The following is a 12,493-nucleotide window of genomic DNA, read 5'->3' on the forward strand; positions in this document are numbered from 1 at the left end:
TGTGGACGGCGATCCTGACGTTCGTTCTTCTCGTATCAGGTTGTGCGAGTGACGAAGTCGGGATCGCCGCACCCGATCGTTCGCCGGTGCAGTCACAGATCTCGGGGGCTGCACCGACGGGCGATGTCGCCCCCTCTCGACCGGAGTACATCGAGCTGCGCTCGGCGGACGGGTCGACCTATCTGAGCAGTCCCATTCATCAGGACCCCCTCTATCGCGGCGGGGAAAGCGGGCAGGTGCTGAACCCGGTCGACGAACTACCCGCGTGGTGGGCCGAGAGCGGAATGCCGGGAACCGACACCGAACAAACCGTTGTTGTTGCCGGACACAACTATTCGAAGCGGGACGCCCCGTTCAAGGCATTGCGGGTGGTAACCCCTGGCGACACCGTTGTGCTGCGTACCTCGAGCGGCACCTTGGAATACGCAGTCGAAACCGTAGGACCCCTGCCGAAGGGATCACTGTTAGCGGACAACGAACTCCGCAAATCGGTGCCCGGTCGATTGATCCTGGCCAACTGCGACGTTCAAGGCGGCGAGCCGACCGACGACAACTTCGTCGTCGTCGCGCAGTTGATTCGCTGAAACAGGCTTGTAGACAATCACTGTCGCGGCCGGGCCCCCGGTCCGGCCGCGACAGTGACTACAGACCGAGGTCTGCCAAGCCCAGCAGTGATCGGTATTCCAGCCCTTCGGCGGCGATGACCTCGTCCGCACCCGTCGCCCGATCCACGACAGTGGCGACCCCGACCACCGTCGCGCCCGCGTCGCGCAGGGCCCGAACCGCGGTCAGGGGCGAATTGCCGGTCGTCGTCGTATCTTCCACCACCAGAACACGTTTGCCGACGATGTCCGGTCCCTCGATCTGACGCTGCATGCCGTGCGCCTTCGCGGCCTTGCGCACCACGAATGCGTCGATCGGCCGGCCCTGCGCGTGCATGATCGCCATCGCGACGGGATCTGCGCCCATCGTCAACCCGCCGACCGACGCGAAATCCCAGTCGGCGACGAGTTCGCGCATCAGCGAACCGATCAATGCACCTGCGCGATGATGGAGGGTCGCCCGACGCAGATCCACGTAGTAGTCGGCTTCCTTGCCCGAGGACAACGTCACCTTCCCGTGCACGACGGCGAGCTCCTTCACCAGATCGGCCAGTTCCTGCCTGTCCGAATTCGCAGCGCTGTCAGCCATGTTCGGGTTCCTCTCGTCGTGCCATGAGGCGGTCGGGTCGGTACGAACTTACCCACCGAGATTCTCGACCACCCGCACCCGGGTACTGGGCGCAGCGCTCCCCTACGCGGCGACCTCGGCGGCGCGGTGCTCGTCCAGGGACTCCTTGGTTTCGACGAACGGTTCGGGCGCGGTCACCGATCGAGCCTTCGCGACCAGCGACGAGGGGAACGATCCGACGGCCTCGGACAGCTGATACGCCGTGTCGTTGTACACCCGCACCGCGCCGGCAATCCGCTTCTCGGTGACCGTCAGGTCGCCGGCCGGCCCCTGGAACGCCCAGTTGCCGACGACACTGCGGCGCGCTTCGGCGTCGTCGAGAACCGCATGGAAGGCGGCGGACAGAGCGTTCTCGGCGGCAGCCTGCGCCTGCAGGCCCAGTCCGCGATCACGGACTGCCTTGGACCACGAACGCGCTCCGGCGAGCTGACGCAGCAGGTCGCCCGACAGGTCCGCCGACTCGGCCGCAGTCAGAAACGGTTGCAGTTGCTCGTATCGACGCTCGAGCTCGATGTCGACGAGCCGTGCGCTCTGCTCGGCCAGACCGCGGTACCGCGCGAGGCGGCGCACCACACTCAGGACGTAACCGAGAACGACGAGTACCAGCACGAGGACCACAACGCCCGAGAAAACCGTCACGAGGTACGAATTTAACGGTGCCCGGCCGCCGAGGCCGGTAGGCACGCCCGAGAATGATCAGGGTTGGTTGCGTCGCCGATCCGCATCGAACGGAATCGGACGGGACACGGGCGGACGCGGCACCGGTCGCACCGGATTCACCGATCGCGTGGCCTGCGGTCCGCTCTGATCCGGCCTCGGTGGACTCGGCCGTCGAGTCGCCTCCTGCGGACGAGAATCGGCAGCAGGACTTCTCGTCTCCACACCGCGCGGTTCTATATTGGGCGGCTCCACGCTGCGCGGTTCTACACTGCGCGGCGGGACGTTCCCGGACTGCTGGTTGCGGGGCGGTCCGACGCGCGGTTCCTGCACCAACGGTCGACCCGGATCGCTTCGATCACGAACGGACTCGCCGCCGCCCGGACGCGAGCCGTACACGGCGCTACCGCGGACCGGCGGCAGAACGTGCAGCATCCCCGACAGTCGCGCCACCGCATCGATCGCGGCATCCCAATCGCGCCCCGAGCTGGTCAGGGGCATCGATCCGAGAGTCCAGTTCTGTTCACTCCACAACAGCTGCAGATTCTCGGGAATCGACTCGGTGAACGCCGCCATCCGCTGGTCACAGACACGACGAGCGATGTCGACGTCGGTGGCGAACACGACTCGCGGTCCGATGGACCCGAGCAGTTGCATGTCCTCGTCGCGCGGAGGTGGCGTCGAGCGGGGCCTCAGGTCGATATCGACATCGGAGCCGACGGAACGCTGCACGGCCACGATGGTGCCCGTCTCCTCGACGTCGAAAAGTACGAACTCCTCACCACGCCGAACTCCGGTGACGACACCGAGAGCCACATCGAACTCGGGCTTGGACAGCGCGGCGCGCGAGAACTGGGTGACCAGCTCTCGGTCGTGGGGTCGGTACTCGTACCCCTGGGCCTTGGCCCACATCTGCCGTACCCGACCGGATCGATCTCGCTTGGATCGGTCGATGTAGAGCAGCGCTGCTGCGCCCACGAGTGCAATTACCGCCAGGCCGAACCACATTGCCGTCATCGCGAACCACCTTAATCGACTTCCACCTCGCGCCCGTCCACGGCCGCCGACTCCTGTGAACGGTCATAGGAGCCGCACGGAGAGCTGCGGGTCATTCCGCAGGCTCCACTCCCGCCTTACCTCAGGGTCATTCCGCAGGCTCCACTCCCGCCGTCACCCTCCGAGCTTGGGAGTCTCGATGATGACGTTCGCACGGATGATTCCGTTCTCGACGGCCTCGCCCTGCACCACGACGAAAGCACCGACGGCCAACGACGCGAGATCGCGACCGGACAACGAGATTATCTGGGTCTGCGGTGTGGTCTGCACTGTGACCGGAGCGCCGTCGAGGCCGTCGAGCGTCAGAGTCGAACCGTCGTTGGCGTTGATCGTTCCCACCGACGAGCCGAGCTGGCCGAGGATCTCGGGAATGCCGCCCGGGATGAGCTCGGGTGTGGTTGTCGCACCCGATTCCGTGGGCCGCGGCGTCGTCGTGGGCGCGCTGGACGGCGAGGGCCGGATGGAGGTGGACGGTGCCGCGGCGGTGGTGCCCGGTTCGTCGCGCCCTCCGCTCAGAAACGCAATCCCGAACGAGACGACGATGACGAGCACAACGAGCCCGATCAGCGCCAGAACCCACGGACGGGGCCCCTTACTGCCGGAATCGACGCTGTTCGGCTCCTGCGGCGGCGGCGCACCCCCGAACTGCTGGGTGCCCCCGAACTGCTGTGGTTGCCCGAACTGCTGGGTGTGGCCGTACTGCTGGGTGTCGTATCCCGGGGCCTGTCCGTAGGCCTGGTTCGCGGCCGCCTGCTGCGCCGGGTCGAAGGGCGGGAACGCCTGCGTCGGCTGGTAGCCCGGTGGGTACGCCTGCGGGTCCGGATTGCCGTAGGCCTGGGTCGGATACGCCTCCGTCGGCTGAGCGCCCGGATACTGCTGGGCATCCGGATACTGCTGGGCATCCGGATACTGCTGGGCGCCTGGGTGTCCGTAGTCCTGGGTCGGCTGGGATGACTCCGGCTGCTGCGCCGCGTCCTGATCGCGATCTCGGGGTGCTCGCGGGTCGTCCGGATTTGTCATTCCACGAGGGTACCCACGCCGAGAACGTCGACAGTGGCAACCGACAGCAGGCCCGCACGAGGTCTCGTGCGGGCCTGCTCCGGCTGGTTGCCGGCTCGGGCGTTAGCCCAGGATGAGCCGTTCGCCGTCGGGGCTGACGTTGACGGGCACCACGTCGCCGTCGTGCACGTCACCGGCGAGGAGGAGCTTCGCCAGCTGGTCGCCGATTGCCTGCTGAATCAGTCGGCGAAGCGGTCGAGCACCGTACAGCGGGTCGTAACCGCGTACGGCCAGCCACATCTTGGCCGGCGAAGACACGTCGAGAGTCAGTCGACGAGCCGCCAGACGGTTCGCGAGGAAGCCGAGCTGGATGTCGACGATCGACTCGAGCTGGTCCTCCGACAGTGCGTCGAACACGACGACGTCGTCGAGCCGGTTGACGAACTCGGGCTTGAACGAGCGCCGCACCGCGTCCATCACCTCGTCCTTGGTGCCGCCGGCACCGAGGTTCGAGGTGAGGATCAGGATCGTGTTGCGGAAGTCGACCGTGCGGCCCTGGCCGTCGGTGAGCCTGCCCTCGTCGAGCACGGCCAGCAGGATGTCGAACACATCCGGGTGTGCCTTCTCCACCTCGTCGAAGAGCACCACCGTGTACGGACGCCTGCGTACCGCCTCGGTCAGCTGGCCGCCGGCCTCGTAGCCGACGTAGCCCGGAGGGGCACCGACGAGTCTGGCGACGGCGTGCTTCTCGCTGTACTCACTCATGTCGATGCGCACCATCGCGCGTTCGTCGTCGAAGAGGAACTCCGCCAACGCTTTCGCGAGCTCGGTCTTACCGACGCCGGTGGGTCCGAGGAACAGGAACGAGCCCGTCGGACGGTTCGGGTCGGCCACCCCGGCGCGGGCCCGTCGGACGGCGTCGGACACCGCCTGCACTGCATCTTTCTGTCCGACGACTCGCTTGCCGAGTTCGTCTTCCATCCGCAGCAGCTTGGCGGTCTCGCCTTCCAACATCCGGCCGGCCGGAATTCCGGTCCACGCCGCCACCACGTCGGCGACGTCGTCCGGGCCTACCTCCTCCTTGAGCATCACGTCGCCCTGGGCAGGTGAGTCGTCGGTCTTGGCCGCGAGTTCCTTCTCCAGGGTCGGGATCCGGCCGTACCGCAGTTCGGCGGCCTTGCCGAGATCACCGTCGCGTTCGGCGCGATCGGATTCTCCGCGCAGGTTCTCGAGTTCTTCCTTGAGCACCCGCACCGAGTCGATGGCGTTCTTCTCGTTCTGCCACCGCGTGCTGAGTTCGGCCAGCTTCTCCCGCAGGTCGGCGAGTTCCTGACGCAGCTTGTCCAGCCGGGCCTTCGACGCGTCGTCGGTCTCCTTGGCCAGTGCCATCTCCTCGATCTCGAGGCGACGGACGGCTCGCTCCACCTCGTCGATCTCGACGGGGCGCGAGTCGATCTCCATGCGCAGACGCGATGCAGCCTCGTCGACGAGGTCGATCGCCTTGTCCGGCAGGAACCGGGCCGTGATGTACCGGTCGCTGAGGGTCGCGGCGGCCACCAGGGCGGAGTCCGTGATGCGGACGCCGTGGTGCACCTCGTAGCGTTCCTTGAGTCCGCGCAGGATGCCGACGGTGTCTTCGACCGACGGCTCCCCGACGTAGACCTGCTGGAAGCGGCGTTCGAGGGCGGCGTCCTTCTCGATGTACTTGCGGTACTCCTCGAGGGTGGTCGCGCCGACGAGTCGGAGCTCGCCGCGAGCAAGCATCGGCTTGATCATGTTGCCCGCGTCCATCGCCGAGTCGCCGGTGGCTCCTGCGCCCACGATGGTGTGCAGCTCGTCGATGAACGTGATGACCTGACCGGCGGAGTTCTTGATGTCGTCGAGCACGGCCTTGAGCCGTTCCTCGAACTCACCGCGGAACTTCGCGCCTGCGACCATCGAACCGAGATCGAGGGATACGACGGTCTTGCCTCGCAGGCTTTCGGGTACGTCGCCGGCGATGACGCGTTGCGCGAGTCCTTCGACGATGGCGGTCTTGCCGACACCGGGCTCACCGATCAGAACGGGGTTGTTCTTGGTTCGCCGGGACAGCACCTGGACGACACGCCTGATTTCGGTGTCGCGACCGATGACGGGATCGAGCTTGCCTTCTCGGGCGAGCGCCGTCAGGTCGGTGCTGTACTTCTCCAGCGCCTGGTAGGTGTTCTCCGGATCCGCGCTGGTGACGCGGGCACTGCCGCGGACCGCCTGGAACGCGTCGCGCAGCTCGTTGGCTCCGGCACCATGGCCGGACAGGAGCTTGGCGACGTCGTCGTTTCCGGTCGCGAGACCCACCATGAGGTGTTCGGTGGAGACGAACTCGTCGTCCAGTTCGGTGGCCAGGTGCTGCGCTGCGGTGATCGCGGCGAGGGTTTCACGGCCGAGTTGCGGAGTGGTGGTCGAACCGGATGCCGAGGGCAGGCGGTCGACGAGGTTCTGCGCTTCTCGACGCACCGTTGCGGGGTCGACGCCGACGGCCTTCAGCAATGGTGTGGCGATGCCGTCGGTCTGATCGAGCAACGCCACCAACAAATGTGCCGGACGAATATCCGGGTTACCGGCCGCGGATGCGGCCTGCAGGGCAGCCGAAAGTGCTGCCTGCGACTTCGTGGTGGGAGTGAAACTGTCCACCGGTCACCTTCTTTCCAGTGTGGGGTTCGAGCGTGTCGCTGGGTACAACCATAGACAAGTTGAGTCTGTTCCGCTCAACCTTGATTCTTTTCGTGCGCGTTTTGCGTACCTGGACGGGCGCAAGACGCGCACGAGGGCGCAGCCCTGATGCGCGAAAGTCTCGATCGGTCTACTTTGGTGACGGTCGAAGGTGTCAATCGGTGGGGGTGGAGGTTGCTCGACGCACGCACGGTCTCCCTGGTCCGCACCGGATTCAAGTCGGTAGCGGCTGCACCGAACGGTCCCGAACAGCTGTCCCGGTCGTTCTACGCTCACCTTTTCGCCGAGTATCCCGACTTCCGTTCCCTGTTCCCGGCGTCGATGGACGCATTGCGCGAGCATTTCGTCCTGGCACTGGGGTACATCTTCGACAATCTGGACGACGCCGACCGCGTCGAGCCGTTCCTCGAACAGCTGGGCCGGGACCACCGCAAGCACGGAATTTCCGGGGCACATTTCCGGGCGGGGAGTTCGGCACTGATCAGCGCCTTCCGGAGCTTCGCCAGCACCGAGATGTGGACCGACGAGGTCGAGACCGCCTGGCGAGACGCCCTCACCGTGGTGAGCAACGCAATGGCCGCCGCCGACAACGACGAACTGCCCCCGTATTGGAGCGCGACGGTCGTCGAACATCACCGTTTGCTCGACGACCTGGCCGTGGTGCGACTGAAGACCGACGGGGAGATTCCCTACTTCCCCGGCCAGTACGTCAGTGTGCAGATTCCGCAGCGGCCCAAACTGTGGCGCTACCTGTCCCCTGCCATTCCCAGCAACCCCTACGGCGAGATCGAGTTCCATGTTCGACGCGTATCCGGGGGCTGGGTATCACCGGCGATGGTCACCGAAACGACTGTCGGCGACCGTTGGCTGATCAGCCCGCCGCTGGGCGGCATGCACGTCGATCGCACGATCGGCGAGGACGTGTTGATGATCGCCGGGGGCACCGGTCTGGCACCGTTGCGCGCGCAGGTGATGGAGATGGCCCAGCGCAGCACCAATCCGCGGGTGCATCTGTTCGTCAGTGGGACGTATCCGTGCGACCTCTACGACTTGGACACGCTGTGGCAGTTGTCGTTGTCGAATCCGTGGTTGACGGTGGTGCCGGTTACCGAGGAGCTCGAGGATCCGTGGTGGCATTCGGGTCCGACGCGCGAACTCCCGTGGGGCATGCATCATCGGCTGCACGGCCCGGTGGGCAAGGTGGTGACCCGGTTCGGCTCGTGGGCCGATCGGCAGATTCAGATCTGTGGATCGCCGTCGATGGTGCGCACCACGCTGTACGCACTGCGCAAGGTCGGTACGCCGATGGAGCACATTCAGCACGATCCGTTCTGATTGCGCTACAACACTTTTCAGCCGGGAATGATCTTTCGGCCGGAGATCGACCGCGGCGGGAGGTCCTCGACGATGCCACCGACGACCAGCCGCGGTGTCCAGCTCTCGGTGACGAGCCTGCCGTCTCCGGTGATGATCGCCTCGGGATCGGGGTCGACGAGAATGGGGTATCCGGTGTCGGACGTAGCTCCGACATTCTGCACCAGTAGGCCGTTCTCGATGGTGTAGTACACGTGCACCGGATGCAGGTCGGAGTCGAAAGCCCAAGGGCGGCCGATGAATATCACCGCGTCGCCGGTGTCGTCGAGCACCGATACGGAGCCGTCTCGCTCGAGCCGTAACGCCCAGCACGCAGGCATGGATGCGGTGAACTCGAATCGGTGCGGTGCCTTGGCTTCGAGCAGGTGAATCATCAACAACGCACCCTCACGCGGGTCTCGTTGCGGCACAACCACTTCGAAGGATCCACATTCGTAGAATCTGGATCCGAACGGTCCCGGTACGCCTACGCCGAGCTCGTCGGCGATCGCCAATTCCAGGCGGATCGAACCGGATCCGTTCTCGGCCCGCAAGGTGATGCCCTCGGAAGGATGGGGCATCGGGGACTCGTCGCGGGGCGCGTAGGACAACACCGCCCGCAGCAGCGGCTCGGCGACCTCGGCGTCACCGTCTCGGGAATCGAACGTGCGTCGTCGTCGTCGATCGGTCATCGTCACCCCCTTCGCCTGACTCGACCAGTTTGCCACCCTCGACCCCGATCGCGCGTCCGATTCTGCGGAAAACCATCCATTCGATGCAGTGGTCTGCTAGCGCGCATCAGGCCCCGGCAGCCGCCTTGGCGGCAATCCGCGCCTGCACTTCCGGACGCCTGAGCGGAGGCACCGTCGGAGGTGGCTGCCGCCGGTCCGGCAGGGCGTCGAGCAGCCGATGCGTCGTGGCCGTCACCTCGGCGACTGCCGTCTCGAACGCGTCACGGGTGGCGTCGGACGTCTTCTGCACTCCGCTGATCTTGCGGACGTACTGACGCGCCGCAGCCTCGATCTCGTCGTCGGTGGCGTGTGGTTCCAATCCCCGCAGGGTGGTGATGTTTCGGCACATTCCCCGACGATAGACCCGCAGGTCACACCTCGAGAAGACCTGCGATCGCCTTCAGACACAGCTCGCGAACCTGTTCCCTCTTCAGAGTCCTGCGCTCCACCCAGTCGTGACAGACCGCGCGGACGAATGCCACCCACCCGCGGAGCGCGGCCCGGATCATCTCGTCGTCGTGGAACTCGTCCGGCAGCGCGTCGAGAATGCGTTGCTGCTGGATGTCGAACTCGCGCGTCAGAATGTCGTTGATGCGGTCGTCTCCGAGCAGCGCGCCTCGATTGACCGCTCGGACGCCGTGCGCATGCTCGTCGGTGTAGGCGATGTAGGCGTCGAGTCCGGCGGCTATTTGCTCGAGGACCGGCAACGACGGGTCCGGGGCGGTGACGGCGAGGTTGCGCTCGGATTCGGTGCGCACGATCTCGACGAAGAACTCCCGTTTGGACGGGAAGTAGTGGTACATCAGACCCCGTGAGACCCCGGCCAGGTCTGCCACTTCCTCGATCCACACGTCCTCGTAGGGACGTTCGGCGAACAGGGTCGACCCGATCTCGATCAGCTGCGCACGCCGCTGCTCCGGTGTCATGCGTTTTCGAGGTGTGGTCATGGGGTTTCGAACCTTACTTGACACGAGTTCAACGGTGAGTACGGTCACTATTTGACACCGGTTCAACGAGTCGGTTCGGGGACTGAGGAGCGGCCATGTCGACGGAATTCGCACTACGAGACGGCGTACTACCGCATCCGCCGTATCGGTTGCCGATACTGGGCGACGTCATCGGCGTCGACCCGCGCTCGCCGATCCAGGATTCGACAGCTCTGGCCGCCCGGCTCGGACCGATGTTCGAGCGCCACATCCTCGGCAAGCGCTTCGTCTTCGCCTCGGGTGCCGACGTGGTCGGCGATCTGTGCGACGAACGCCGCTTCGAGAAGTTCCTGCCGCCGGGCGTCGAGCGCCTCCGCGACATCGGTGCCGACGGCCTGTTCACCGCCTACAACGACGAGCCCAATTGGCAACGGGCCCACGATCTGCTGCGGCCGGCGTTCACCGCCGGAGCCATGCGGGGCTACCACGACATCATGGTGAACGTCGCGGACGATCTGATCGAGCACTGGACCGAGCGTTCGCGCGACGCGTCGACGACCGATGTGTCCTCGGACATGACGAAGCTGACGCTCGAGACCATCGGACGCACCGGATTCAGCTACAGCTTCGGCTCGTTCACCCGCGCCGAACCACACCCGTTCGTGTCCGCGATGGTCGGCGCACTGACGTACAACCAACGGCGGGCGTTGGTGTCGATCCCGTCGTTCGCCGCGCCGCTGTTCGCCCGATCGGACCGCCGCTACGAGCAGAACAAGAAGTACCTGGCCGAGGTACTCACCGACGTCGTACGTACTCGTCGACAGTCCGACGGGGACTTCACCGACCTACTGCAGATCATGATGGACGCGGCGCGCGAGGCCGACAACCCGAATGCATTGAGCGAAGCCAACATCGGCCACCAGATTCTGACGTTCTTGATCGCCGGGCACGAGACCACCTCTGGCGCATTGTCTTTCGCACTGTACTTCCTGGCCACCCACCCCGAGGTCTTCGAACGTGCCCGGGCCGAGGTGGACGAAATCTGGGGGACGGACAAGCCGGAGTTCGGCCAGGTCCCCAAACTCCGGTACGTCCGCCGAGTCCTGGACGAATCACTGCGTCTGTGGCCGACGGTTCCCGCGTTCGGACGCGGCGCACGAGCCGACACCGTCATCGGCGACGGCTACCCCATGGCGGCAGGAGACTGGGCGATCGTGCTCGCGACGGCACTGCATCGAGATCCGGTGTGGGGCGATCGGCCGGAGAAATTCAACCCCGACAACTTTCTGCCCGCCCGCATCAAAGCTCGGCCGGCGCACGTGTACAAGCCCTTCGGGACGGGCGAAAGAGCGTGCATCGGAAGGCAATTCGCCATCCATGAGGCCGTACTGGTACTCGGCACCGTGCTGCAACGCTTCGATCTGCAGGCCGACCCGTCGTATCGGCTGAAAGTCACGGAGCGGCTGACCATGATGCCCGAGGGCTTTCGGGTGCAGCCGACGGTGCGCACGTAGTCAGTCCGGCAGCAACGGTACCGATACTCCCGGGTCTCGTCCGAGCAGTACCCCGCGCGTCAGCGACGTCGAGCCGAACTTCTTGTGCACCCCGTCCAACGCACGGTCGAGAGCCGACGCCTCGGGTGGTCTGCGTACCGAGGGGGCGTCGAACTGCAGTTCCAGTTGCTCGGCTCCGCCCCTGTCGATACTCGAGACCGTCACCCCGACCAGCGTGATGCCCTTCTCCGCGATCAGCGGAGCCGCCTCGTGCAGCAGCTCAAGTGCGGCATCGAGGATGTCCCGGGTGTCGGCGGTGGCGCGATCGAGGGTGTGCGAGCGGGTGGCCCGGGTGAAATCGGCAAACCGCAAGCGCAACATCACGGTTCGGCCGGTCCGCTGCGCGCCGCGCATTCGGTGCGTGACGCGATCGACGAGGCCGATCAACGACGCCTCCACCTCGGCCGCGTCGTGCCGTCCGCGACCCAGGGCCCGCTGGGCACCGATGGAACTACGCGACTTTCCGGGCTGCACGCGGCGCGGATCTCGGCCCATGGCCAGTGCGTACAGGTGCGCTCCTGCACCCTTTCCCAACACCGAGGCCAGCGATCTCTCGCCGTAGGCCGCGATGTCTCCCACGGTTCTGATGTCGAGTACGTGCAGCTTCTCGGCGGTGACCTTGCCGACGCCCCACAGCCTTTCGATGTTCAGCGGGTGCAGAAACTCGAGTTCACCACCGGGTGGCACCAACAGCAGCCCGTCGGGCTTGGCGAACGCACTGGCCACCTTCGCCAGGAACTTGGTGGTGGCAATCCCGACGGTGATCGGGAGCCCGACCTGTTCGGCGACGTCGCGGCGCAGTTGCTGCCCGATGTCGAGAGCGCTGCCCGCAATCTTGCGCAGGCCTCCGACGTCGAGAAAGGCCTCGTCGATGGAGATTCCCTCGACGAGCGGCGTCGTGTCGTGAAAGACGTCGAACACGTCCTTGCTCGCCTGGGAGTACGCCTCCATGCGCGGCGGCACCACGATCGCCTGCGGACAGACCGCCCGCGCCTGCCCACCGCTCATCGCGGTGCGTACCCCGAAGGCCTTGGCCTCGTAGCTGGCCGCGAGTACCACTCCCCCACCGACGATCACCGGTCTTCCCCGCAGCCGCGGATCGTCTCGCTGCTCCACCGAGGCATAGAAGGAGTCGAGATCGGCGTGCATGATGCTCGCTTCCCCGCTCTTCGCCTTCCCGGCGCTCGACTCCACGTTTTCATGCTCCCACGAGGCACCGACATCCCCGTTACCTGCATCGAGCCCGAAAAACACCCCGAGAAAGTGACCCAGGTCACCT

12 protein-coding genes are annotated in these 12,493 nt (G+C 65.8%); 3 read left to right on the top strand and 9 right to left on the bottom strand.

The features are described from left to right. The first annotated feature begins 86 nt into the window (after nucleotides 1-86). Nucleotides 87-584 (top strand): class F sortase, encoded by a 498-nt coding sequence (locus tag CH268_RS19905; RefSeq protein ID WP_255182453.1) that lies wholly within the window; start codon nucleotides 87-89, stop codon nucleotides 582-584. A 58-nt stretch (nucleotides 585-642) separates the two neighbouring features. On the opposite strand, the gene pyrE is transcribed toward CH268_RS19905, so the two are convergent. From pyrE to clpB, 5 genes are all read right to left on the bottom strand, one after another. Next, on the bottom strand, nucleotides 643-1,191 hold the full coding sequence (gene pyrE / locus CH268_RS19910; protein WP_032364933.1) for an orotate phosphoribosyltransferase: 549 nt from the start codon (nucleotides 1,189-1,191) through the stop codon (nucleotides 643-645). A gap of 102 nt (nucleotides 1,192-1,293) precedes the next feature. Beyond that, on the bottom strand, nucleotides 1,294-1,869 hold the full coding sequence (locus tag CH268_RS19915; RefSeq protein ID WP_032364932.1) for a LemA family protein: 576 nt from the start codon (nucleotides 1,867-1,869) through the stop codon (nucleotides 1,294-1,296). A gap of 57 nt (nucleotides 1,870-1,926) precedes the next feature. Beyond that, nucleotides 1,927-2,895, bottom strand: coding sequence for a hypothetical protein (locus tag CH268_RS19920; protein ID WP_255182462.1), 969 nt, complete (start codon nucleotides 2,893-2,895; stop codon nucleotides 1,927-1,929). 162 nt (nucleotides 2,896-3,057) lie between these two features. Beyond that, nucleotides 3,058-3,963 carry a DUF5666 domain-containing protein gene (locus CH268_RS19925; protein ID WP_094665669.1) on the bottom strand — a complete coding sequence of 302 codons (906 nt, stop codon included), beginning with the start codon at nucleotides 3,961-3,963 and terminating at the stop codon, nucleotides 3,058-3,060. Nucleotides 3,964-4,065: 102 nt separating this feature from the next. Then, complete coding sequence (clpB, locus tag CH268_RS19930) at nucleotides 4,066-6,612, bottom strand: ATP-dependent chaperone ClpB (protein ID WP_094665670.1); 2,547 nt, start codon at nucleotides 6,610-6,612, stop codon at nucleotides 4,066-4,068. A 213-nt stretch (nucleotides 6,613-6,825) separates the two neighbouring features. Here clpB and CH268_RS19935 point away from each other — a divergent pair, with 213 nt between their 5' ends. Then, on the top strand, nucleotides 6,826-7,986 hold the full coding sequence (locus CH268_RS19935) for a globin domain-containing protein (protein ID WP_094665714.1): 1,161 nt from the start codon (nucleotides 6,826-6,828) through the stop codon (nucleotides 7,984-7,986). 17 nt (nucleotides 7,987-8,003) lie between these two features. Here CH268_RS19935 and CH268_RS19940 read toward each other — a convergent pair whose 3' ends face one another. The 3 genes from CH268_RS19940 to CH268_RS19950 all read right to left on the bottom strand — a co-directional run bounded on the left by CH268_RS19940 (nucleotide 8,004) and on the right by CH268_RS19950 (nucleotide 9,682). Continuing rightward, nucleotides 8,004-8,696 (bottom strand): hypothetical protein, encoded by a 693-nt coding sequence (locus CH268_RS19940; protein WP_094665671.1) that lies wholly within the window; start codon nucleotides 8,694-8,696, stop codon nucleotides 8,004-8,006. Nucleotides 8,697-8,802: 106 nt separating this feature from the next. Continuing rightward, nucleotides 8,803-9,084, bottom strand: a complete 282-nt coding sequence (locus tag CH268_RS19945; RefSeq protein ID WP_032373673.1) for a DUF2277 domain-containing protein — start codon at nucleotides 9,082-9,084, stop codon at nucleotides 8,803-8,805. A gap of 22 nt (nucleotides 9,085-9,106) precedes the next feature. Further along, entirely contained in the window at nucleotides 9,107-9,682 is a 576-nt protein-coding gene (locus CH268_RS19950) for a TetR/AcrR family transcriptional regulator (protein ID WP_027494321.1), read from the bottom strand. Nucleotides 9,683-9,777: 95 nt separating this feature from the next. On the opposite strand from CH268_RS19950, the gene CH268_RS19955 reads away from it, so the two are divergent. Next, nucleotides 9,778-11,175, top strand: coding sequence for a cytochrome P450 (locus tag CH268_RS19955; protein WP_094665672.1), 1,398 nt, complete (start codon nucleotides 9,778-9,780; stop codon nucleotides 11,173-11,175). Here CH268_RS19955 and dinB read toward each other — a convergent pair whose 3' ends face one another. Beyond that, nucleotides 11,176-12,408, bottom strand: a complete 1,233-nt coding sequence (dinB, locus tag CH268_RS19960) for a DNA polymerase IV (RefSeq protein ID WP_255182454.1) — start codon at nucleotides 12,406-12,408, stop codon at nucleotides 11,176-11,178. It lies immediately after the preceding gene. Nucleotides 12,409-12,493 lie beyond the last annotated feature (85 nt).

This window comes from Rhodococcus sp. 06-1460-1B (assembly GCF_002258475.1).
In the GTDB taxonomy this organism is placed as follows: Bacteria; Actinomycetota; Actinomycetes; order Mycobacteriales; family Mycobacteriaceae; genus Rhodococcoides; species Rhodococcoides fascians.